This is a genomic window from Sporichthya polymorpha DSM 43042, assembly GCF_000384115.1.
Classification (GTDB): domain Bacteria; phylum Actinomycetota; class Actinomycetes; order Sporichthyales; family Sporichthyaceae; genus Sporichthya; species Sporichthya polymorpha.
Genome location: NZ_KB913029.1, coordinates 325287 through 349084 on the forward strand (window position 1 = coordinate 325287; position 23798 = coordinate 349084).

The 23798-nt window shown below is 65.9% G+C and carries 20 protein-coding genes; 2 read left to right on the plus strand and 18 right to left on the minus strand.

Translation table 11 applies throughout. The annotated features are described in order from the left end of the window. Nucleotides 1–94: 94 nt before the first annotated feature. The 13 genes from SPOPO_RS0101685 to SPOPO_RS0101745 all read right to left on the minus strand — a co-directional run bounded on the left by SPOPO_RS0101685 (nt 95) and on the right by SPOPO_RS0101745 (nt 17301). Complete coding sequence (locus SPOPO_RS0101685; protein ID WP_033385393.1) at nt 95–1288, minus strand: cytochrome P450; 1194 nt, start codon at nt 1286–1288, stop codon at nt 95–97. A gap of 520 nt (nt 1289–1808) precedes the next feature. Beyond that, nucleotides 1809–3539 carry an MFS transporter gene (locus SPOPO_RS31875; protein ID WP_051098255.1) on the minus strand — a complete coding sequence of 577 codons (1731 nt, stop codon included), beginning with the start codon at nt 3537–3539 and terminating at the stop codon, nt 1809–1811. A gap of 178 nt (nt 3540–3717) precedes the next feature. Then, nucleotides 3718–5736, minus strand: coding sequence for a branched-chain amino acid ABC transporter permease (locus tag SPOPO_RS0101695; protein ID WP_019873051.1), 2019 nt, complete (start codon nt 5734–5736; stop codon nt 3718–3720). 2 nt (nt 5737–5738) lie between these two features. Then, nucleotides 5739–6590, minus strand: a complete 852-nt coding sequence (locus SPOPO_RS27015) for an ABC transporter ATP-binding protein (protein ID WP_245541666.1) — start codon at nt 6588–6590, stop codon at nt 5739–5741. Continuing rightward, a complete protein-coding gene (locus SPOPO_RS0101705; protein WP_156869472.1) occupies nt 6587–7408 on the minus strand; it encodes an ABC transporter ATP-binding protein in 822 nt (273 codons plus the stop codon). The genes SPOPO_RS27015 and SPOPO_RS0101705 overlap by 4 nt, the downstream gene beginning before the upstream one ends. Before the next feature lie 2 nt (nt 7409–7410). Further along, nucleotides 7411–7836 (minus strand): hypothetical protein, encoded by a 426-nt coding sequence (locus tag SPOPO_RS34075; RefSeq protein ID WP_156869474.1) that lies wholly within the window; start codon nt 7834–7836, stop codon nt 7411–7413. Between the two features lie 45 nt (nt 7837–7881). Then, complete coding sequence (locus SPOPO_RS32170) at nt 7882–9003, minus strand: ABC transporter substrate-binding protein (RefSeq protein WP_169577140.1); 1122 nt, start codon at nt 9001–9003, stop codon at nt 7882–7884. A gap of 504 nt (nt 9004–9507) precedes the next feature. Then, nucleotides 9508–10629, minus strand: a complete 1122-nt coding sequence (locus tag SPOPO_RS32175; RefSeq protein ID WP_169577140.1) for an ABC transporter substrate-binding protein — start codon at nt 10627–10629, stop codon at nt 9508–9510. Nucleotides 10630–11056: 427 nt separating this feature from the next. Beyond that, nucleotides 11057–12553: a hypothetical protein gene (locus SPOPO_RS0101725; RefSeq protein ID WP_019873056.1), complete on the minus strand. Its 1497-nt coding sequence runs from the start codon at nt 12551–12553 to the stop codon at nt 11057–11059. A 237-nt stretch (nt 12554–12790) separates the two neighbouring features. Next, complete coding sequence (locus SPOPO_RS0101730) at nt 12791–13987, minus strand: acyl-CoA dehydrogenase family protein (RefSeq protein ID WP_019873057.1); 1197 nt, start codon at nt 13985–13987, stop codon at nt 12791–12793. Then, a complete protein-coding gene (locus tag SPOPO_RS0101735; RefSeq protein WP_019873058.1) occupies nt 13984–15108 on the minus strand; it encodes an acyl-CoA dehydrogenase family protein in 1125 nt (374 codons plus the stop codon). Before SPOPO_RS0101735 ends, SPOPO_RS0101730 begins: the two co-directional genes overlap by 4 nt. Nucleotides 15109–15136: 28 nt before the next feature. Next, nucleotides 15137–16348: an FAS1-like dehydratase domain-containing protein gene (locus SPOPO_RS27030; protein WP_019873059.1), complete on the minus strand. Its 1212-nt coding sequence runs from the start codon at nt 16346–16348 to the stop codon at nt 15137–15139. Between the two features lie 104 nt (nt 16349–16452). After that, the gene (locus SPOPO_RS0101745) at nt 16453–17301 is read right to left on the minus strand and encodes an alpha/beta fold hydrolase (RefSeq protein ID WP_019873060.1); all 849 of its coding nucleotides are present in this window, start codon (nt 17299–17301) and stop codon (nt 16453–16455) included. Nucleotides 17302–17366: 65 nt separating this feature from the next. Here SPOPO_RS0101745 and SPOPO_RS33435 point away from each other — a divergent pair, with 65 nt between their 5' ends. Beyond that, the gene (locus SPOPO_RS33435) at nt 17367–17636 is read left to right on the plus strand and encodes a ferredoxin (RefSeq protein WP_156869478.1); all 270 of its coding nucleotides are present in this window, start codon (nt 17367–17369) and stop codon (nt 17634–17636) included. Between the two features lie 48 nt (nt 17637–17684). Continuing rightward, complete coding sequence (locus tag SPOPO_RS0101750; RefSeq protein ID WP_019873061.1) at nt 17685–18182, plus strand: MarR family winged helix-turn-helix transcriptional regulator; 498 nt, start codon at nt 17685–17687, stop codon at nt 18180–18182. Nucleotides 18183–18262: 80 nt separating this feature from the next. Here the strand turns inward: SPOPO_RS0101750 and SPOPO_RS0101755 are convergent, their stop codons facing one another. From SPOPO_RS0101755 to SPOPO_RS0101775, 5 genes are all read right to left on the minus strand, one after another. After that, entirely contained in the window at nt 18263–19444 is a 1182-nt protein-coding gene (locus tag SPOPO_RS0101755; RefSeq protein WP_033385399.1) for an NAD(P)/FAD-dependent oxidoreductase, read from the minus strand. 390 nt (nt 19445–19834) lie between these two features. Then, entirely contained in the window at nt 19835–20317 is a 483-nt protein-coding gene (locus SPOPO_RS32180; protein ID WP_019873063.1) for an acyl-CoA thioesterase, read from the minus strand. A gap of 172 nt (nt 20318–20489) precedes the next feature. Continuing rightward, the gene (locus SPOPO_RS0101765; RefSeq protein WP_019873064.1) at nt 20490–21740 is read right to left on the minus strand and encodes a CaiB/BaiF CoA transferase family protein; all 1251 of its coding nucleotides are present in this window, start codon (nt 21738–21740) and stop codon (nt 20490–20492) included. 19 nt (nt 21741–21759) lie between these two features. Continuing rightward, nucleotides 21760–22575, minus strand: coding sequence for a mycofactocin-coupled SDR family oxidoreductase (locus SPOPO_RS0101770; RefSeq protein ID WP_019873065.1), 816 nt, complete (start codon nt 22573–22575; stop codon nt 21760–21762). 70 nt (nt 22576–22645) lie between these two features. Further along, nucleotides 22646–23785, minus strand: coding sequence for an acyl-CoA dehydrogenase family protein (locus SPOPO_RS0101775; RefSeq protein WP_019873066.1), 1140 nt, complete (start codon nt 23783–23785; stop codon nt 22646–22648). Nucleotides 23786–23798: the final 13 nt, after the last annotated feature.

Consider the following 23798-nt stretch of genomic DNA (forward strand, 5'->3'; position numbering starts at 1 on the left):
ACGGCCGTGGTCGAGTGGCGCAGTGCCATCGAACAATCGTTCCCCTCGGTAGAGCGGTGCTCGCTGGGGCCCTTGCCCCGCTGGGGTGGACGGATCATCGGGCGCCGGGCGTGAAGGTCAACGGCAGGGTGTCGACGCCGCGGACATGTCCCAGATGGCGCACGATCTTGGATCCCTCGGAGACGCGGTAATCCGGCATCCGCCGGTGAATCTCCTCGAAGACGATCCGTAGCTCCAGTCGGGCCAAGTGCGAGCCCAGGCACCGATGTGCCCCGGCTCCGAACGCGAGGTGCCGGTTGGGGTCGCGATCGAGGATGACGGTGTTCGCGTCCTCGAACTCCGCCGAGTCGCGTCCGGTGGCCCCACAGAGCAACATCACTCGGTCGCCCTCACGCAGGGTGACACCGTGCATCTCGACGTCACGCGTGATGCGCCGGCCAGGAGCGATCGGCGATTCCCACCGCATGAGTTCTTCGACGGCCAACGGGATCGCGCTGGGGTCGTCGATGAGCTTCTGCCGCTCGTCGGGATGTTCGGCCAGCCAGGCGATCCCGTTGGACAGCACGCTCTTGGTCGTATCCAACCCCGCGATCAGGAGCAGGAAAACGATGTCGAGAACCTCGAACTGCGAGAGTTCACGCTCCCCTGCGAAGCGCGCGTCGAGCAGTGCGCTGACGAGGTCATCGCCCCGATGTTCGGTGCGAGCATCCACGATCTCCGCGAAGTACGTGTACAGCGCTAGGCCCGCCTCCTCGCGGAGCGCCGTCGATGCCTCGGGGTCACCCGGGACGCCGCGAATGATGTCGTCGGTCCACTTCAGGAACGTGGGAGCGTCCTCCAACGGCCACCCCATCAGGGTGAGGAAGGCTCGGGTGGGGAACGGATTCGCCAACTCCGCCACGAATTCGCACGATCCCCTCTCGATGAAGGCGTCGATCAGTTCGGTGACCAATGCCCGCAGCTGCCCTTCGAGGGGGTTGATACGCCCGGGACCGAACAGGGGCGCAAGAATGCGCCGGTAGTACGCATGGTCCGGCGGGTCGATCTCCAGCGGGATCATCGGCCGGTCCTGTCCCAGGTTCTCCGGGATGGCATTCGGGTTCGACGAGAAGATCTCCGGGTTGTCGTAGGCGAACCGAACATCCTCGTAGCGCGACAGCACCCAGTAGCCGCCATGGCCCTCCGCCCGCCCGAGGGGGCACTTGGCCCGAAACTCCTCGTACAAAGGATAGGGATCGTCTGCGATCGCCGGGTCGTGCACGTCGAAACGGCGCATCGCCTCCGGCATCTCGAACGGAAGGGGCGCCGTCGGCTCGGACTCATCGAGAGCGGTCATTCCGGTCCTCCTTTGGACTTCACGGCGTCACCCGAGAGCGCGCTCGCCGCGCGCGGGGAACTATGGACGCACGCGTCTACCCTAGAGCAATGAGATAACTGTTTGCAATAATCTGCCGGACGCAAGGGGGAGGTACCCCAACTGTGCGCCCCGGTCCCCAGGAACAGCCGTTGGGAACGGCAGGAGCCGCTGACTGGCTGGCCGGACGATCATCATGTCGGGCGAAAGTCCTGGACCGGGCCGGCGGGAACTCGGCACGGCGCCAGGAGGGAGCCAACAGGTCCTACTTACCAATACGGATCAGGCGGACCGACGAGCGCTCGGCACCGCGCACACCGCGGGGCGGAAATCCAGGGGCCGATGGGAAGGCCGTCGCGGTTGTCGGCGACGTACGTAACGAGCAGAACGTCCGTCGGGCGATGGACCCCGGTCTCCCATATTCGGCGAGTTCTCGGCCCCACGCCGAACTTTCCTAGGCACATGTCACTGACTCGGTGCGTTCAGCCCGCGCTGCTGCATTCAGCGCACGCGGGTCTGGGTCGAGGACATCTGATTGCCCGGCCGGCGCACTCAGCGCGCCCATAACCGGCCTCGTGATCGCCAGTCCTGGTGGAGCCGAAACCGCGGTCGATGGCGGTGCTGGGTCCACCTGCCGGGGCGGAACGGAGTGAGGTCCGGCCCCGGGGTCCGGGGGCGAAGATGCCGACGAAAACGGCAGTGACGGTCGTGAAAATGGCACAGGCAAGAAACGCTCCGTGCATACCAGACTGGAACGCCTGCTCTGCTTCGGCCAGGGCCGAGTTGGCCGCCGGGCCCATGAGTTCGTGTACGTGGAGCGCTCCGCTGTATGAACCCTCCGCAGCTTCTCGGTGCGCCTCGGGCAGTGCTCCCACTGCTGGCCCCAGATGATGGGAGTAGCCGGTGGCCAGTAGTGAGCCGACGACCGCAATCCCGAGGGCTGCGCCCACTTCGCGCGCGGCGATTCATTCACCGCGCTGGCGACTCCGTGCTTAGCAGCGGGCACGCTGCCGAGGATCGCAACGGTTGCCGGTGTGATGCACAACCCAAGCGTCACGCCGAACAACATCACCGCCGCCACGAACCGGCCGGTTTCACCCTTGTCCATCGTCGCCAGGAGCGCAAATGCCCCCGCCATGGGAATAAGTCCCCAGGCGGTTACGACGCGCAGCCCGAACCGGTCGACCAGCGCGGGCGCGGCCGGCGAGAGCGGAATCATCGGGATAGCCATCGGCATGAGCATCAGCCCCGCGCGCAACGGCGACTGCCCTTCGAGCAGCTGCAGAAGCTGCACACTGAGGAAGAAGAACCCGAATATCAGGGCGAAAAGGGCCACCAGTTCAACGCTGGCAACCAAGACCGATCGGGAGCGAAAGATTCGCAGGTCAAGCAAGGGGTGCGCCCGCCGCCATTCAACTGCCGCGAAGCCGAACGCGCACAAAACACCAGACAAGGCGGCGGCCACGACGATTCCCGAGGACCAGCCGTGAGCGGGTGCCTCCAGGATGCCGAAGACCACCAACCCGATGCCTAATGCGCTCAGGGCGGCGCCCACCAGATCGAAAGGAGGCGGGTCTGTGTCGGCGGACTCCCGCACCGCCCAACCGAGGAACGCCGTCAAGACCGCCACGAGTGCGGAGATATAGAGAATTGCGCGCCAGGACGAGTGCTCCAGCACCAGACCGGCGAACACGAAACCCCCCGCTCCGCTGAGGGTGGCAGTGGACACCCACACACCGACTGCACGGGCCTGCGTCTCGCGTCGCATGGTCGTCGTGATCAACGACAACGTCGAGGGCATGACGAGCGCCGCTCCCAGCCCGGCCAGACCTCGGGTGAGCACCAAAAGGAGCGGGTCATCCCCGAGGGTGCCGAACACGCATGCGGCAGCGAACAGCAGGAGCCCGCCGATCAGTGTCCGACGCCGGCCATGGCGGTCGCCGAGCGCCCCGCACGGCAGCAGAAGACCGGCAAACGCCACGGTGTAGGCATCGATGATCCACGTCAGTTGGCTCTGGTTGGCCCCAGTCGCCCGGCCGATGTCCGGCAAGGCCACCGTCAGCGACGTCATCGACCCCACCACGGTGGCCAGGGCAACGCACAGAACACCCAAAGCCAGAGGCTGGTTCTCGCGAGCCAGGCCTCCGCCCGCCGCAAATCCACCCTTCGTCCGCTCAGCCGACATCCGTCATCGGCTTCCCCTCAGAACAAAGACGTGAAGTGGTGCACTTTACGAAGTCACTTCCTGCGTGGAGAGACACGTCGCACCTCCTCCCGATGAAAGTGACGCGATCCCTCTCGCACCTTGCTTCTTCAGCCGCAGAGAACGCGTTTTCGTTTCCCGCACTAGCGTGGGGGCTTGATCAGGAGGCGCTCATATGTGTGGGAGGAGTACGATCAGCTCGGTTCACTACTACCGGACGGGACGAAGTGCCCACCCCCAGCAGCCGCTCGGTAGCGCCGACGAATCCGCCGGCGAAGCCGAGACTGAGCAGCGCCAAAACGCCGAACGCCATCGTCGAGTAACCCTGCAGGAATCCAATCTCGGCCATGTACTTAGGAACGAAGACGTACGCGAGGCCGGCGATGACCGGCGCAAATGTCCGCCGAGTCCCGACGGCGTAAATGATGACGAACAGCAACAGTGAGACGAGCGTCTGGAAGTCCAGGGCGCCGAACCGTCCCAGGCTCATCGAGAAGAGCATTCCTGCCACCCCAGCCATCCCTGCGGACAGGCCGAACAGGCCCAGACGGTAGGCCCACGATCGGAAGCCCAAGGCCGCGACCGCCGTCGGGCTTTGTTCCAGCGCTCTCAGGACGCGCCCGCTTCGCGACCGCGATACGTTCCGCAGGATCAGGACTGACCCCGTGGCGAACAGTAGGCAGAGCAGCCAGAAACGGCCGCCCCCTTCAAATCCGGCAGGATTACGCAACGGGAATCCGAGCGAACCGTTCGAGATGTCCACGGACGTGAACGCGGTGCCGTCCACGAAGAATCCGAAACTCAGCGTGGCGACCGCGAGCATGATGCCCTTCACCCGCGTGGCCGCCGCGGCAATGATCAAACCCACGAGGGCCGCAGCGACAGCGGCGACCAACAGGCTCACCCAGGCATCAGTTCCGGAGCCGGCCACACAGCGAAGGCGGCCGGTCGTCTCATCCGAGCTGCACGAACTGCTGTACCGCGCACCCGCCAATGCCCCGATGCCCATGAAGGTGGCCTGGCATAGCGAGACCTGCCCGCCCAGACCGTTCAACAGGGTCATGCTGGAGAACACGACGGTCCAGATCGCCGCGAGGGTGAGGTTGAACTGAAGGTCGGCACCGGCGGTGGCCCCGACCGCCCAAATGCCGACGACGCCCACAATCCACGGCGTGGAACGCAGCCCCGCCACCAGGCCGTTCTGCTTTTGCCGACGGCGCACCTCACGCAGGCGGAGGAGACCCGACTGACCGATGTCGACCTGGTTCTGTGAGGCGGTCTGGTCGATGTCGCCACCAGGACCAACCTCGGTCTTGCGCACGATGAAGACGATGAGCGCGCCACTGAGAAGCAGGAACGGCAACGCCGACCCCAAGCTGCCGTACTTCTCGGTGACGTCGGAGGGCAGGCGAGAGAACTCGATGGTCAGAATTCCAAGCAGCACCGACCCCGCCAAGGCCCAGGGGATACTGACCAGCCGTCCGACCGTCGCGGCGGTGAGCCCACTGATGACGAGGAAGGTCAGGCCGAACGAGCTCAGGGACCCGAGCGGGGCGATCAAGATGCCCGCAGCCGTCGCCAGCATGGTGGACATCGCCCAGCCGAGCGCCTGCAACCGCGTCACGTCGATGCTGTAGGCGGCTGCCAACTCGGGATTCTCCGCGATCGCGCGGAGCGCCTTACCGGGGCCACTCACGGTCAGGAAGAACAGAAGTCCTGCCGCCACGAGCCCGGCCACGATGATCGGTGCCATCTGGTCGCTGGAGATGCGCGAATCACCCACTGCGACACTGCCGGCGGGGACAACGCTCTTGACGAACTTCGGGTCGCCGTTCCAAACCTTGAAGACCAGCTCGTTCAAGATGACGATGAGCGCCACCGAGCCCGCGATCTTCGTCGAATCATCCCGGGAGGACAAGCGGCCGAACAGTCCGGTTCCAATCACCACTCCCACGATGGGAGCGAGAATGAACAGGCAGAAGATCGCGGCAACCAGGGTCGGCCAGCCCTGACGGGACGTCAGATCCCAGTACACGTACGTGTTGACCATGGCGATGGCGCCGTGGGCAAGGTTCAGGAACTTGCTCACGCGGTAGGTCAGAACCAGCCCGAGGACCAGGAGCGCATAAACGCCCCCGAGGCTGAGGCCGCCGACGACGAAGACGAACTCAACATCCATGGTCAGTCCGTTCCCTCAGAGCTGTTGCGATGGGCGGCAACGCCACCTCCGGCCGCCACGCTGTGCCTCGTGATGCCGGGTCCGGGGGCCGCCGTGGCATCGGCCGCGGAGGTTGCCGCCTCGGCCAAGTCGCGGGCAGCGCGGGCTTTGCCCAGATAGGCGGCCTCGAGCACGGAGGGATCCTCGAGCTGCGTGGGCCAGCCACGGAAAGCGACCCGGCCTTTAGCGAGGACCCACGCAAAGTCGGCCAACTCCAGCGCGCGGGCGGCAAACTGCTCGACGACCAGCAGAGCAGTCCCTTCGGCGTGCAGGACGCGCAAGGTCTCGAACACCTGATCCACCACGATGGGTGCCAGGCCCAGGGAAGGCTCGTCCAGCATGACGATTTTGGGCCGCAGGAGAACCGCGCGGCCGAGCGCCAGCATGCGCTTCTCGCCACCGCTGAGGCTGCCGGCGGACTGATCCCTCCGCTTACCCAGGATCGGGAACAGTTCGTAGAGTTCGCGGAGTGCGGCCGGCGAGACCCGCCCCCCTCGCTGAGCTAGGTCGAGATTGTCCGCCACCGAAAGCTCCTGGAAGACTCCGCCGCCCTCCGGGATGTAACACACTCCCTCGCGGGCTACCTTCCAGCCCGACTTACCGCGAATGTCCTTGCCGTTGACAAGGACGCGGCCTGCCCAGCACGGCATGGCGCCACTGGCAACCCGCAGCAGGGTGCTCTTCCCTGCCCCGTTGGAGCCGAGCACAGCGACGACAGCGCCTTCAGGAACCCGCAGCGACACGTCCGTTAGAGCCGGGATTTTTCCATAGCCCGTTCGGACGCGATCGATCTGCAGAACGATGGGCCTACTCACAGCACCAGTCCAGCCTTTCCGAGATACGCCTCGCGAACCCGCTCGTCGCGCAGGACGGCGGCCGTCGGGCCGGCCGTGAGCACCTCTCCGAACTGAAGCACGACGACCTGTTCACACAGCCGGTCAATCACACTCATGTCGTGCTCAATGACGACGATCGTGAGGTCCTGCCGTTGATGGAGCAGGAGAATCTCTTCGGCCATCTCGGCCGACTCCCGCGGGTCAAGACCCGAAGCCGGCTCGTCAAGGAGAAGCATGCGTGGTCGGGCGGCGATCGCTCGGGCCAACTCCACGCGTCGACGAATTCCCAGCGGGAGCGCACCCGCGAGGACGTCCGCATAGCCGACGAGGTTCGTGATGTACAGCGCCTCCCGCACCCGGTCGAGCCGAACGCCACGAAGACCCCGGTCGAACCCAAGTACGTCTGCCAACAACGTGCGCGGCAACGAATAACTCGCACCGTCCAAGGCCAGCAGGACGTTCTCCGCTACCGTCATGCGCTCGGCGAGGGCGACGCGCTGGAAAGTCTGGGACACCCCGGCCGCCGCAACTGCGACGGGATTGAGCACCGGCAGCGGTTCCCCGAACAACCGGATGGTTCCAGCTGTGGGCCCGAGGAAGCCGGTCAGGACCTTGAGGAACGTCGTCTTACCCGAACCGTTCGGACCGACGATACCGGTGATGCGACCTACCGGGACCTCGATGTCGACGTCGTTCAGCGCCCGCGTGCCACCAAAATGTTTGCTGAGACCAACGGCTTGCACGGCGAGGCCGCCAACTTCTCCAGCCCCGACACTCGACTCCGCCACGCCGCTCACCGTCACGACTCGTGGGAGGACGTCGCCCGCTGGTGCTCCTGCCGCAGCTGACGAAGGTCTGCCGAGAAGTTCTGGAAGTGGCGGGACAGGATCAGCACGGATCCAACGAGGGTCATGAACATCCCGAAGGCCGTCTGGGCCGAGAGAAACACCAGCTGATCCTGCACCTTCGGCGTGGAACTGACCTGGAAGTAGCCGACACTGATGAGCACCGCACCGACAACGATGAACGCCCAGCCCGCGATCGAATCCAAACGTCGGCGCACGATGAAATCCAGCACGGCGTCGGTGGCCGCTGAGCCGCCGCCGGAGCGAACCGGCGCGCCGGCCGGTCCCCCTTCCAGCAGCGAGTCGAACAGGTCTTCGCCGGGGTCACCGACGAATTCGGCGGCATCCGCCACAGGTAGTCGTGACGAGGAACTGGTCATGCTCAAACCTTCCTAACTACGGAGAGCGCAGGGAAGCTGCGCGTACTACTTGAGGCAGTACCAGCCCTTACTGATCATCTTGAAGTTGCCCTTGGTGATGCGGCCTTCCATGCTGCACCGGACCTCCTTGTGGGTGCCGTCCGGAAGCGGCTTGTAGTCGGTGTCCGGCGGCATCAAGCTGCCCAGAGCCGGATCGAGCTTGGCCAACGATGCATGGGTCTGGCCATTCAGCCAGTCGATCAGCTTCTTCCGGGTCAGATCAGCACCGAGCTGCTCAAGCGCAACCGCGAGCAGTTTCGCTGCGGTGAACCCACGTACCGTCCACACGCTGTTCTTGTAGACAGGACCGTACGCCGCCTTCATCGCGGCCTGGTACTCCCGGATACCCGGCAATTCGGTCGCCGTCCACGGGGGCACCGGGAAGTTGGCCTCGAAACCCTCGAGCAACTCGGCCGGAGCCGCCTTGGTGAGGCTGTCGTCAGCCCCGCCGGACACCAAGCCGACGTAGGGCTTCCAGTTCTGCTTGGACAGCGCCTTGGCCAGCGCCACCGACAACGAGGACTCGAAACAGTGAATGATCCCATCCGCCCCGGCCGATCGCGCCTGCTGCGCGTACGTGCTGACATCAGGGGCCGCGATCGGCACGTTCGCGGTGTAGACGATCTCACCACCGAGATCCTTCAACCGCTTGACCGCCGACGCGCACCCCTCGACCGAAACCTGGATGTTCGCCCACATCACAGCGAACTTCGTCGCGCGCTTCTGCGTGAACGCCCAGTCGGCCATCGTGGCCGTGCCCACATACTGGTTACCGATCGGGAACATATTGGGATACTGGAACCAGGCATTGTTCGCACTGTCCGTGCCCACGACCGGCACACCCTGCTCGTTCAGGTACTGCGCGCTGGCTGACGCCGCGAGCGGGTCGCCCTCCGTGATCGCAAACACCTTGCTGCCATCGACGAGCTGCCGCGCAGCCGAGGCATTCACACCCGAGTTGCCCTGCGTATCGGCCGTGACCGTCTTGATCGTACGACCACAGATCCCACCCTTGGCGTTGATCGCCCTGATCCCGGCGTCATAGCCCAGCTTGATCGGCCCGATCGTCGACCCGACCGCACCCGTCTGCGAGATCAACTCACCGATGAGCACAGAATTCGGCGTCACGCCCACATCGGAGGCCTTCCCCACACACGAGGCCGCCGCGCCGCCACCAGCGTTGGAGCTCGGGTTCTGCGCCCCACCCGGCTTGTTTCCACCCGGCGCCGTTCCCGTGCCCGCGGAGCCACCGCCCGTCCCACCCGAAGGCCCCGGCCCCGTCCCGGCACCGGGATTCTGCCCTACAGACGACCCATCCGACGCAGTCACCGTGCCCGGCTCTGCCACGGAACCGACCTCAGGCGACACCCCCGAATCCGTCGTCACAGACGTGCCACCAGCCGCAGCCGGCGCATCCGGGGCCGCACTCTCCCCATACCGCTGACCGCACCCCACCAGCACGACCAACAACGGCGACAACACCAAAGCCACTGACTTACGCGATCTCATCGAATTTTTTTCCTCGTCTGGGGGCCGGCGAATTCGACCCGGTGTCTGGCGGTGACGAGCACGTGTGCGGGGATGGTCACCGAGGTTTGTGACCCACTTTCGGCGGTCCGTCCCCGGCGCGTACTACTTGAGGCAGTACCAGCCCTTACTGATCATCTTGAAGTTGCCCTTGGTGATGCGGCCTTCCATGCTGCACCGGACCTCCTTGTGGGTGCCGTCCGGAAGCGGCTTGTAGTCGGTGTCCGGCGGCATCAAGCTGCCCAGAGCCGGATCGAGCTTGGCCAACGATGCATGGGTCTGGCCATTCAGCCAGTCGATCAGCTTCTTCCGGGTCAGATCAGCACCGAGCTGCTCAAGCGCAACCGCGAGCAGTTTCGCTGCGGTGAACCCACGTACCGTCCACACGCTGTTCTTGTAGACAGGACCGTACGCCGCCTTCATCGCGGCCTGGTACTCCCGGATACCCGGCAATTCGGTCGCCGTCCACGGGGGCACCGGGAAGTTGGCCTCGAAACCCTCGAGCAACTCGGCCGGAGCCGCCTTGGTGAGGCTGTCGTCAGCCCCGCCGGACACCAAGCCGACGTAGGGCTTCCAGTTCTGCTTGGACAGCGCCTTGGCCAGCGCCACCGACAACGAGGACTCGAAACAGTGAATGATCCCATCCGCCCCGGCCGATCGCGCCTGCTGCGCGTACGTGCTGACATCAGGGGCCGCGATCGGCACGTTCGCGGTGTAGACGATCTCACCACCGAGATCCTTCAACCGCTTGACCGCCGACGCGCACCCCTCGACCGAAACCTGGATGTTCGCCCACATCACAGCGAACTTCGTCGCGCGCTTCTGCGTGAACGCCCAGTCGGCCATCGTGGCCGTGCCCACATACTGGTTACCGATCGGGAACATATTGGGATACTGGAACCAGGCATTGTTCGCACTGTCCGTGCCCACGACCGGCACACCCTGCTCGTTCAGGTACTGCGCGCTGGCTGACGCCGCGAGCGGGTCGCCCTCCGTGATCGCAAACACCTTGCTGCCATCGACGAGCTGCCGCGCAGCCGAGGCATTCACACCCGAGTTGCCCTGCGTATCGGCCGTGACCGTCTTGATCGTACGACCACAGATCCCACCCTTGGCGTTGATCGCCCTGATCCCGGCGTCATAGCCCAGCTTGATCGGCCCGATCGTCGACCCGACCGCACCCGTCTGCGAGATCAACTCACCGATGAGCACAGAATTCGGCGTCACGCCCACATCGGAGGCCTTCCCCACACACGAGGCCGCCGCGCCGCCACCAGCGTTGGAGCTCGGGTTCTGCGCCCCACCCGGCTTGTTTCCACCCGGCGCCGTTCCCGTGCCCGCGGAGCCACCGCCCGTCCCACCCGAAGGCCCCGGCCCCGTCCCGGCACCGGGATTCTGCCCTACAGACGACCCATCCGACGCAGTCACCGTGCCCGGCTCTGCCACGGAACCGACCTCAGGCGACACCCCCGAATCCGTCGTCACAGACGTGCCACCAGCCGCAGCCGGCGCATCCGGGGCCGCACTCTCCCCATACCGCTGACCGCACCCCACCAGCACGACCAACAACGGCGACAACACCAAAGCCACTGACTTACGCGATCTCATCGAGGTCTCCGATCTTCTCGGGAAGCTGCGAGCAGGGGCGCACCGCTTAGCGCTGGGGGGCCGCGGTGAGTCCCGGTCCGGCCCCACGCGACCGCGCGAGGTTGCCCACCATCGCGACGACGCAAGCGACGGCGAGAAGCAGGGGCCAGATCGCCGCCCATCTCAGCGGGGTGTCCGACAGCGGGTTGGCCATACTCACTTGCTCGTTGGTCACGACCGCACCTCCCTGGGAGGGGCTGATGCCGCCCGTGTCGAGCGCGACCGTTCCCCCGTTCATCTCGGGCAGGGCTCCCAAGCCGATGTTGTCTGCGATCGAGTCCACGCCAGTGACGCCAGTCGATGGCAACTGCGCAGACCCGTTATCTTGCGTCCCCGAGATGGCTGCGGAGCCAGTCGTGCCGTCGCTCGCGCCGGCGTTGAACACCGGGCCGGTGAGGATCGAGCCGCGGCTGTAGCCCAAGCCGATCTCCACCGTGGACGTGGAGCCGCCGAGGACCGGAACATTGGCGTCGGGCGTGAACGCCATGTCTACCTTCAGGCCTGCAGCTTCGGTCACTGCGCGCGAGGTCGAGTCCGCCTTGACAGTCCTACCGGCCTCCTTGGCGAGGGTCACGGTCACGCCCGCCTGCTTCAACAGATCTGCCAGTTGAGAGTTCAGCGTGGCGATCGTGCTGTCGGGGAGGGACGGGGTCCCGTTGATCGTGACCCCCTTCGCATCGATGGTGGCCGGATACCCCAAGGCGGTCACCTTGCCAAGAGTGACGGCCGAGGACGACATGGCTTTCGTGCCGTCGCCGACGATCGTCGTCACGGATTTCAGGCTGTCGACGGTGATGACGCCGAGAATGTTGATGTCACTCAGGATCGAGGTAGCGGTGCCCAAGACGTTGTCAGCCTTGACTTCCCCGGTAGTGAAGGAGCGCACGGCACCGACGGACAGCGGGCCGGTCGGCCCGAGCAGGCCGGAGGTCACCTGCGTCGCGGCAGCCTCAGAGCTGACGGCGTTTGCTGAGGCGTGCGACGCGGCCGTTCCAGACCCGCTGCTGATGCCCGATCCGCCGTTGACCGCGCCGAAACCTGTCTGGGCATCCGGGGTGAACGGGTAGTTCGTATTGACGGTGTTGGGAGCCGGCGGTGGTACCGGCACCGGCACCGGCGGGAACGGATCCGAGGGAAGCGGCGGGAGCGGAGCGGCCGGCAGCGGAAGGCCCAGGAGACCCGGCAGCCCGGTGAGAAGCCCGCCGACGTCGGCGGCGCTGCTCGGAACCAACTGGCCGAGCAGGCCCCCCGCGGTCTCGGCTGAACCGAGGCCCACGAGGGATGCCGAGCCTTGACGGCCGCCGACCGAGTTCAGGATCGCACTGCTCGGGAACACCTGCAGGTCCAGGACCGGGTGGAAGAGGAACGGTCGATCCACCGCTACTCGCAGCGGCGCAGCACCAAGATCCATCTCGAAGTTGCCCGAGAACGTGGCCGCCGCGGGGTCAGGGCTGTCGGAGGCGGAGGCGACCAGAGGCATCGCGAAAATGGCTAGCGCGAACACTCCTGCACCTGGAGCGACGACGGATGACGCCAAGCGAACTAATTTCATCGATGATCCTTCTCGTGGCGAACAACCGGTAACCCCGATCCGGTCTGGATTACCTGACAGTAAGTACCGCGCATAGTCACTTCCACTGCCATGCAATTATGGAATGTCTAATCTCTTCCCTCTAGCAGTCACGAGGACCCGGGTGGCCGCTCTTTCCACAAGAGCCCCGCGGCTGGGAGGTTCGATCTCCTATCGAGGAGGCATGGCGGGGTCATACGGCAACGACAAGATCTGTTCGGCGACAGCGTTCTTCTGGACCTCGGTGGTCCCTGTGCCGATGGTGGAGGCCCGGGTCTTGAGGAAGCCCGTGGTCCAGCGGTTTCGTTGCACGGAAAGTTCATCCCCGCGCCCGAGCACGCCGAACGGCCCGAGGAGATCGACCGCGAACTCGTGTAGCTCTTGCTCGAACGCCGTGATCCACAACCGCGAGACCGACGAAGCGGGACCGAGTTCGCCCTTCGTTCGGATATCAGAGATAACCCGCATGGCGAAATAGCGCATCATCCGCACGCGGATATCGAAATCGACCAAGCCAGCCCGAATGTGCGGCTCTGCGGCGCGCCCTTGGTCCCGCGCCAGTTCGACCAATTCATCCACCACCCGGCGGTACATCGTGGCTTGATTCATGGCGCCGGCCGCGCGTTCGTGCCCGAGGCTGTTCCGCACCAGGGGCCACGCCCCGTTCTCAGGCCCGAGACGGTCAGCGACCGGGACCCGGACGTCATCGAGGAATACCTCGGCGAACTCTGCTTCACCGGTGATGTCCGGCAGCGGACGCACCGTGACGCCAGGACTGTGCAGGTCGATCATCAGGTAACTGATGCCGTCCTGACGCGAATCCGGCGCCCCGGTGCGCACCAGCGCGTACAGCATGTCCGCACCGACGGCCTTGGTCGTCCAGACCTTCTGCCCGTTGACGACGTAGTGGTCGCCGTCGCGCCTGGCGCTGGTACGCAGCGAGGGGAGGTCCGATCCGGCGCCCGGCTCGGAGAATCCCTGCGCCCAGATCTTGTCACCCCGCAGCATCGGTCGCAGCCAACGATCCTGCTGGTCAGGTGTTCCGAACTTGATGATGGTGGGAGCCACGATTCCTAGGCCGGTCCCGAGCGGCGCGGGAACGCGCGCGCGCGCAAACTCCTCGGCGTACACGACCTGCAGATCGAACGGCAAATCCATGCCGCCGAACTTCTTGGGCCAACTCGGTGCCGCGAAACCGTGCTCACACAGCGTTTCCATCCAGCCCTTCTGCCAGGCCAGCCGGTCGGCCGGGTCGGCTGGCCGCTTACCCGGTCCATGCTCGGCGAGGAATGCCCGAAGCTGATCACGGAACGCGGCTTCCGTGGCCGTACCGGTGTCCGAGCGACGCTCGCCATCCAGGGTGGTCATGCCGCCTCGATCCCGGTCAGGCGAGCAAGCCGCGCACGGTGCTCGACAGAGCTGCCGAACAGCACCTGAGTCAGCTTGGCTCGTTTCAGGTACAGGTGCGCATCGTGCTCCCAGGTGAAGCCGATGCCGCCGTGAACCTGAATGTTGTCCTTCGCTGCCTGCACGTATGCCTCCGAGCAGTAAGCCTTCGCCAGCGCGCAAGCGATCCGTGCGTCGGCCGCGTCCGTGTCGAGCGCCGCATTCACGTAGTACGCAGCCGAGCGCGCCGCTTCGAGCCTCACCAGCACGTCTGCGAGCTTGTGCTTGATGGCCTGGAATGATCCGATCGGCCGGCCGAACTGGACTCGCTGCTTCGCGTAGTCGACAGCCATGTCGAGACAGCGCCCGGCGCCGCCGACCTGTTCACTCGCGCATCCGGCAAGGACCCGGTCCTGCCAGCGCCGCAAGGCTTCGGTGGCGTCGGCGGTCCCGCTGATCAGGACGGCCGGCGCCGCCGAGAACTCCAGACGTGACCAAGGGCGCGTGAGATCCAGCCGAGCAAGCTCACGGCGGTGCAGGCCCGCGGCCGAACCGGGTACGGAGAACAACGCCAGACCAGCCTCGGTTCGGGCGACGACGAGGACGAGATCCGCCAGCGAACCGTCGGTCACGAACATCTTCGTTCCGCTCAAGCGCCAACCGTCGGCACCGTGCGTCGCGCGCATGGCAACGCGATCGAGATCCCAGCTCCCGGCGTCCTCGGCGATGGCGACGGTGGCGACCTGGCTGCCGTCAACCAAGCCCGGCAGAAGCGTCTCGCGCGCCTCGGCATCGGCGACGTGGATCAGTGCCTGCCCGGCGAGCAGGCACGTGGACATCAGCGGGCTCACGAGCAGGCCGCGGCCCGTCTCCTCAAACGCGATCCCGATCTCGACCGAACCGCCTCCGGAGCCACCGAACTCCTCGGGGATACCGAGGCCCTGCAGGCCGAGTTGCTCGGCCATCTGCTTCCACAAGGCTCGGTCAAACCCGGCGTCCGTGGCCATCAGCGCGCGGACCTCGGCACTGGTGGAACGCTCGTCGACAAACCGGCGGATCACACGCCGTAGCGCGTCCTGTTCGTCGGTGAAGGCGATCTCCACGATCGGTCCTCCTTCTCTGGTCCGGGTGTCAGTCCGTCAGGTAGCTGCGCGGCTCACCCAGGCCCAGCGGGGCTTCGGGCAGGCGTACTGGGCCGTGCTCCCGCGAGGCGAGCAGGACGGTGGCCGTGCCGAAGACCGTGGTCTCGCCGCGCTGGTTGACGCAGTTAACCGACAGGTCGACGAGCGGGCCGAGTTCGGGGTCCACACGTTTGTCGAGGATGCTCCCCTTCACCCACGTGGTGTCGCCCATGTAGTTGAACTTGCGGATCTCGGCGCGCATCGCGTACAGCCACCCATCGTCGCCCGCGAAGTTGGTCAACGCGTGCTGGAGCCAGCACATCCGCATGTAGCCGTAGTCGTACATCATCGGCACTCCGACCCGAGGGCCGAAGGACGGGTCCCAGTGCAAACGCTGCACGACATCCCACGCGCCGTTGTCGTTCTTCTGGTAGAAGGCGGGGATCCGCTTCCGGTTCTTGTAGCCGAGCTTCAGCGCACCGACCGCGTAGCCACCCCAGCCCCAGCCGATGTGCATCGAGATCAAGTCGGTGACGGTCAGCGGGCCCTTGACGACCCCGGGCAGTTCGTCACCGACGACGGCATCTTCCCAGAAAAGCGTGTCCGCGCCACGGACGAACTCGTTCGCGTAAGCATCGTCGATCGCTGCTAGGTCGTCGTCGGTGTACTGAGCCGGTTCGACCGTCTTCAGGACGCCCGCCTTCGCCGCGGTGTCTCGCTCGGTGTGGACGAACCAGTGGTGTTCCCACGCCGTGGTCGCGCCACGATTATTGGTGTAGGTCATCTCGTTGTGCGTCAGAACGGACTTGCCACCGCCGAAGGTCGAGTTCTTTTCCTCGATGTCGGTCATGATCGCCTTCATTTCAAGGCGATCACCCGGGTAGATCGGCTGAAAGAACTTCCATTCACCTCCGGAGTAAAACTGATGCACTCCCCGCAGTGCTCCAGAGGTCGCACGACGGACCTCGTCGGGCATGGCCGGGGAGACGTCATCGCCCATGGTCTGGAAGTACATGGGCGGTGCGATCTGCGCCCGCCAACGGGTCGTACGCCCGTAGTCCGGGTCCGTGAACAGTGGATTGTCGTCGCCGATGCCCTCACTGAAGTGGCGGATCGAGTCCGCGCTCGCGACCGTGTTGTGCAGGAATCGGTAGGGAATGGCGTAGCCGATGCGCTGCCGCATCTTCTCGACGTCTTCCGCGGTGATGCGCCCGTTGGTCACGTGCCGACTGCTTTGCGTCACTCCGTCGATTCCTTCTCTGCGAGGGGTCAATCGGTTCATAAAGCTAACTGTTTATTCGCATGCTCGCAATGGGCGGACACGAACTAGCCGATGCACGCGCCGATCGTGCCCAGATAATCGCGGACGGCCTCGACGAAGGCGTCGTTGTCGTCTGCTGCCGCGGTGTGCGCCGCGCCGGCGACGTCGTAAACGCGCAGCTGCGGCACCAGGGTGCGGAGCTCCTCGACCCCCTCGTCATCCACGATGTCGGAGAGGCGACCACGCACGAGGGCAACGGGGATGGTCAACCTCCGCACGGCGTCTTCCAGCCCACTGCCAGGCGGTCGGGCCTCGCCCGGGACCCTTCCGGCCAGAAACTTGGGGTCCCAATGCCAGACCCAGCGCCCATCCGACCGGCGGCGCAAGTTGTTACGAAGGCCCGGGGTAACGCCGCGCTGCGGCCGGTGGGGCAGATAGCTCGCGATCGCCTCCGCCGCCGCCTCCAACGAGTCGAAGCCGTCCGGGGCCCCCGTCATGAAATCCACGATGCGGCGCACCCCTTCGGGTCGCGCCCGCAGGACCACGTCCACGAGGACGAGTCCACACACACGCTCTGGCCCGAGTTGTGCGGCCACCAGCGCGCCCACCATGCCGCCAAGGCTCGCCCCGACGAGGACGACGGGCAATGCCAACTGCTGCTGCACCTCGACGACATCGGCGGCGAAGGCGGCGACGCTGTAGTCGCCGTCCGGTGCCCAGTCGCTGTCCCCGTGCCCGCGGAGGTCGAGCGCGACACAGCGGGTTCGGGATCGACCGAGAGCGCGCGTCGCGGCGCCCCACGAGTGACGCGTCTGGCCTCCCCCGTGCAGAAGCAGCACCACCGGGTCCCCCGCGCTCCCCGCCGCCGAGGCCGCGAGCCGGACGCCGGCGCCTGCCAGGCTCAAGGTTTCCACTCGGTCAGTCAATCACGCCCATGGTGTAATCGTACAGAGGATTGTACTCTTTATACTGCATCGGGATGCCGGCGGTGGACGCGTCCGCCGGCGGTCACGACACTGCTCGAAGAAGGCGTCTGATCGACAAGGTGGGCACCGTGAAAGTTGAGCTTCGTAAGGACGCATGCCAGGGACACGGGCGCTGCCACGCCCTCGCGCCTGAAGTCTTCAGCCTGGACGATGACGGCTACCTCGAATGGAACGGGCCGACGGAGATCACCCCTGCTGACGAGCGAGCGGCACGCCGGGGGGTCACCGGATGCCCGGAGCGGGCACTGAGTGTGACCAACTGACGGGCTGCAGCGGCGCTGTGATCCCTTCGGGCCATCGTCGTCCTCCTCATGAGCGCTGAGCCGAGGACCGACCCCGTTGCCTTGGCGCGCCATTACTGGCGTCAGCAGGAACTCGGGCCGGGCGAGGGCGCGTTCATCGCGATGAGCTCCGTCCTCCGCTTCCACCGCCTCCTGACCGTGTCGATCGGGGGCGAGCTGAAAATGCATGGGCTCAATCTCACCGACTACCTGCTTCTGATGACTCTGGAGCTATCCGAGGCGGGGGCACGGCCGGTCTCGCGGCTCGCGCGGGCCCTACTCGTCCACGCGACGACGGCGACGCTGGCCGTCGACCGTTTCGAGGCCCGTGGCCTGCTCTCCCGCGGCCCGCATCCCTCCGACCGGCGCGCCACCCTTGTGACGATCTCCACCGAAGGCCGGGCATTGGCACGAAAGGCAACCACGGCTCTGGGCGAGCGCGAATACGGCCCGTCCGGGGACTCCGCCGCGGACCGCGCCGAACTCGTCGAGATCCTTACCCGCCTCCGTGCCGGCACTGGCGGCTGAAGACCGCGAGCGGGGCCCGTCGCGCCATGCCCGAGCCCGGTCGGTCGCCGTCCCCGGCGTGCACTCACGGCGGCGTTGGGTCAGGACGTTGCCTTGGTCACCGGAATCGAGGGGTCGCTCAGCTTTTCGCGGTCCAGAGGGACGGCACGGGCTATCGCCGTCTGCGCTTGCGCATTCTCCCGGGGGAGGTCGCACACCAAGGCCGCACGCAGGCAGCTGGTGCCGGCGTCGAGCCAGAACGCGGTCCACGAGCCGTCGGCCCGCTCCCGCCAGACCAAGCTGTCCTCGAGGGTGTGCCAGCCGACGTACTGCACCTTGTGGCCGAACTGGTCGCTCCAGAAATAGGGAATCGGGTCCGGCGCGTCGTGCTCGTCGATGTCCGGGTCGAGCAGTGCGCCGACAGCGACGGCGGCACCGCTGGCCGCGGAATCCCAGTGCTGTACCCGAAGTCGGGCCTGGTAGCGCGGGGACCAGCGGGCAGCGACGTCGCCGAGCGCAACCACCCCGGGCGCCGCTCGTAGCCGCTGGTCGGTGACCACCCCTCGATCCAGATCAAGCCCGCTGGAATGAAGCCACTGCGTCGCGGGTCGCACTCCCACTCCGCTGACGACCAGATCGGCAGGGACCTCGGAGCCGTCGGAGAGGTGAACCGCGCCGCCTACGACCTCAGTCACGTCCGTGGCGAGTCGCAGATCGATGCCGGCCCACCACTGCTGTAGGCGTTTCCCCACCTCGACGCCCATAGTTCGTCCGAGGGGGACTCTGTCCACCTCGAGGCAGGTCACCGCGCACCCGAGGTCCCGCGCCGCAGTCGCGACCTCGGCTCCGATCCAACTCGCGCCGACGATCACCACCCGCGCGCCCGGCCTCAAGCGCTCACGCAGAGCCAACGAATCCTCGATCGAGCGCAGGGTCAGTTGCTCCCCATCACCGGGCAACCGCACCGCATCCGCGCCGGTCGCGATCGCGATCCCGTCGTATGCGATCTCACCTGCGTCAGTGACCATGAGGTGATCGGCGACCCGCAACTCGGTTGCACGTACACCGAGCAGCAAATCCACGTCGAGCTCGGCGTAGTCCACCGGCAAGGTAGTTGATGAGAACGTGCCGCGCAGGACGTCTTTCGATAGCGGTGGACGGTCATAGGGCTGGTGAGACTCAGCACTCACCAGAGTGATGCGACCGGAATGCCCGCGATCGCGGAGTTCCTCGCACATGCGAGAGCCGGCGAGACCCCCGCCGACGACGAGAACATGATTCAGCGTCGACACCAACGCGAGCCTCCTGATGCCACGGCTGTTCGCCTGCCGACGAGTGCGCAGGCCGGCTTCTCCTCACCCAGTGGGTCCAACGGACGTCACCCCGGAGGCTGCGGGGTGCCCGCCCCGTGTCGTGGACGGTTCATCTGCAGCCGGCGGTTCGTCAGTGAGCACCATTTTGTGTCGTGCCGGCCACACTTCAGCGGCCGAGGTGTGCCGAGCGCCGTGGTGGTAGAACGCGTCCTCACGAGAGGCGGTCCTCACGGTGCGCATCCCGCCGAGGTTGTCGCCGGTGAGGCATTTCGACTCGAAACGCAGGTTGCCGGTGAAGGTCGTCCGCTGGGAACTGGGTTCGTCGGCAGGGGTGACATCTGACGAGCAGACGAGGCTTCATCATGTCCTCATCAGGGATTCGCATGCGGCGCGTAGCTCTGCCGAAATGCCGGCGGGACGTCCGTCCTCGACATAAACAAGCACGGACTCCGCCAACGCTATGCAGACTCCGCCCTGCCAAGCGCCCTGCTCCTCCACCAAGGATGTCCGCCCGATCCTCGACACCCGGAACCGAACCGACAGAGACCGGCCAATATGTCCTTCGGCAAGGTAGTCAATCGCCACTCTGGCCGTCAGGAGATTACCCGGGCGAACGAGCGCGTTGATCCCGTGGCGACGATGCGCGTCGAATCGCCCATGCTCGAGGTAGCGGCCAAGTGCCACGTTGTTGATGTGGGCGTTCGTGTCCAGGTCGTTGTAAAACACCGGGAGCTCGACGCCGTCCGGATAGCTGGACGGATCGAGTCGCTCCGGCTTCCAGCGCACGTCTGCGGCGGCGCGGTCCGGGACATCTTTCGCCAATCCGCGCGGCTGTTGCATCATGCCAGCCCTTCCTCTCTGCGGGACGATTCAAGGGCCCGGCAGATCTGGTGAACGTTTGCACGGACCGGCGCCTTCGTGACCCCGCGGTCCTGTCGGGGGGAAGTCGCCGCCGATGACCTGCGTGGGCTCACCTGCCCGGAGAAACTGGGCCAAGTTGAACCGCCTCGGTTGCTTAAAGGACCGCCCCGGAGATTTTCAGTTCCAAGATGCGTTCCATGTCCAAGCCGGACTCCAGCAAGACCTCATCGGTGTGTTCGCCGTGGTCGGGCGCGCGGCCCAGCGCCGGTGGAGCACCGTCGAACTGCACGGGGCTGCTGACAGTCCGGAACGGACCGGCCGCGGTCTCGACCGGCTGCATGTACCCGTTGGCAGCGGTCTGCGGATCGTCCGCCACCTCGAGTGCGTTGGCGACCGGAGCCCACACCCCCTCGAAATCAGCGAAGGCCGCCGTCCAGTACTCCAGGCTCTCGCTGGCAAAACGTTCGGCGAGCCGGCGGCAGCACTCGATCCGGTTCTGGTACCGAGCCCCCATGCTGGCGAACTCGGGATCGTCCGCCAGCTCGGGCCTGCCCATGCGGTTCACGAGCTCTGGCCAGAATCGATCTGAGTCAAGGAGTACCAGGCTGAGGAAGCGCCCATCCGACGTCCCGTAGGTCCCCGTGACGGGGTTCGGATACTCGCCCGGCTCGAAGGTCACGAGATCGAGGCCTTCGTACAGTTTGGCCGCGGCGAGGTCGGGCGCCAGATTCCATGTCGCCGTGCCGAACAGCGATACGTCCACGAGCGGGCCGACCCCGGTCCGTTCCCGTTGGACCAGCGCCGCGGCCACTCCGCCTGCCAAGGTCAGCCCGGACATGATGTCGCCGAACGCGGGGCGCGGCGGCGCGGGCAACACTCCCTTCGGCGTGATGGCGTGCGCGATTCCGCCGCGTGAGGTGAAGCTCGCCAGATCGAACCCGCTCTTTTCCGCGTCCGGTCCTCGCGCGCCCCAGCCGGTTCCGCGTGCGTAGACGATGCCCGGATTGCGTAGCCGAATGTCAGGCTCGTCGATGCCCAGTTGCCGGCGAGCGGGCGGCAGCATGCTGGTGAGGAAGACATCCGCCGATTCGACGAGGCGCATGAGCACCTCGCGGCCTTCGTCGCTGCGCAGATCGACGCCGATGCTCCGCTTACCGCGGTTCATCAACTCCACCATGAAGTTGACCTTCGGCGCCTCCGGAGGCAGCAACCCACCCATCTGCAGGCCACGGAGCGGATCCCCGGACGCGGACGGCTCCACCTTGATCACGTCGGCGCCCCAGTCGGCGAGCACGGCGCCGGCCGAGGGCACGAACGCCCAGGCCGCGACCTCCACGACCTTGATTCCTTGCAACGGTCCCACGTGGAACTCCTCAGCTGCGATGACCGCGGGATCACGGTCCATGGACGACTGCCGTTCGACGTCAGCGGACCAGGAACCCCGCGTCGACCGCCAACTGCTGACCGGTGACGTAACGGCCCTCGTCGGAGACGAGATACATGATCGCGTTGGTGATGTCGAGGGGCTCGACCATCGGTACCGGCATCGTGTTCTGCAAGGCCTCGGCGATCTGCGGGTTCTCGGCGACGAAGGTGCCGAAGGCTTCGTTGACCACCATGGGGGTGTTGACCGCGGTCGGGTGGATGGAGTTGACGCGAATCATGTCCGGCCCCAAGGACTTGGCGTACGAGCGCGTCAGATTGACGACCGCCGACTTGGCTGCGCCGTAGCCGAGGCTTCCAGGGTTGACACCGAGACCGCGCATTCCGGCGGTCGAGCTGATGATCACGATCGAGCCTCCGCGGCCCTGGGCCTGCAAGATCGGGACGGTCAGATGCGTGGTGTTAAAGACACCGGTGAGCATGACGTCGATGGCGTCACGCCACGCCTGCACCGAGCGCCCACCGTCGCCGCAGATGGGCATGATCCCCGCGTTGGCCACGACGATGTCAAGGCCCCCGAGAGCGTTCACCCCGTCCGTGACGGCGCGTTCCATGGCGTCGTAGTCGCGGACGTCGACCTTGGTCGCCAGGATCTTGCGTCCGGTCGATTCGACGAGCCGTACGGTCTCGGCGAGGTCCTCCTCCGTCGCCATGGGGTACTCGACGCTTGCGATTTGATCACACAGGTCGGTGGCGATGATGTCGGCGCCTTCCTCGGCGAACCGCACCGCGTGAGAACGGCCCTGGCCACGGGCCGCGCCCGTGATTAGCGCAATCTTGCCGTCGAGCTTGCCCATCTCGATCTCCTCGTTGTCCTCGGTCGCCTGCTCGGTCGTCTGTTCGCTGATTCGGACGGTGTGCCCTGGTTCAGAAGCCGAGGCCCCGGCCCACCAGGTCCTTCAAGATCTCCGTAGTACCGCCGTACACGCGCTGCACCCGGGAGTTCCGCCAAATCGCGGCGATCTCGTACTCATTGATGTAGCCGTAACCGCCGAACATCTGCATGCAGCGATCCACGACCTCCCACTCAAGCTCGCTCATCCACCATTTCGCGCCGGCGGCCTCCTGGGCGGACAGTTCGCCGCGGGTGACCGCCATGATCGCGTGATCGATGTACACCCGGGCAATCGTCAACTTGGTGTGCATCTCGGACAGGGCGTGGCGATTGACCTGGAACTGGCCGATCGGCTGGCCGAACGCGGTGCGCTCCTTCGCGTACTGCATCGTGATCTCCAGGGCCCGCTCGGCCGCAATGAGCCCGATAATGGCGATGCCGAGCCGCTCCTGAGGGAGATTACGCATCAGGGCGTAGAAACCTCCACCGATCTCGCCCAGACGGTTGGCATCCGGCACCCGCACGTTGTCGAAGAAGAGCTCCGCGGTGTCGCTGGCCCGGTTGCCGATCTTGTCCAGCTTCTTGCCCTTGGCGAACCCGGGCATCCCGTCCTCGACCAGGAACAGGGTGAAGCCCTTGTGGCCGGCCTCAGCATCGGTCCGGGTGACCACGATGGCGAAGTCGGCCAGGATGCCACCACTGATGAAGGTCTTGCTGCCGTTGAGCACCCAGTCGTCGCCGTCGCGGCGGGCACTCGTCCGAATTCCGGCCAGGTCGGAGCCGGCACCGGGCTCGGACATGGCGATACATCCGAGAAGTTCACCGGAGGTGATACCGGTGAGGAAGCGCTTCTTCTGCCCCTCGGTGCCGAGGGACTTGATGTACGGCGCGATGAGGTCGTTCTGCAGGGTCAGGCCAACCCCACTTCCGCCGCGCGCGCATTCCTCCGAGACAACGACGTTGTACCGGTAGTCGTCCATTCCGGCTCCGCCGTATTCGGTCGGGACGTCCATGCCGAGCAGGCCGATCTCGCCGGCACGGCAGAAGATCTCCCGGTCGACGTGACCTTGCTCGGTCCATCGTTCGAGGTGAGGCAGTGCCTCACGATCGAGGAATTCACGGGTCGTGCGGCGGACCTGTTCGTGCTCCGGCTCGAAGATCGACCGACCCATGGAGTCTCCTTAA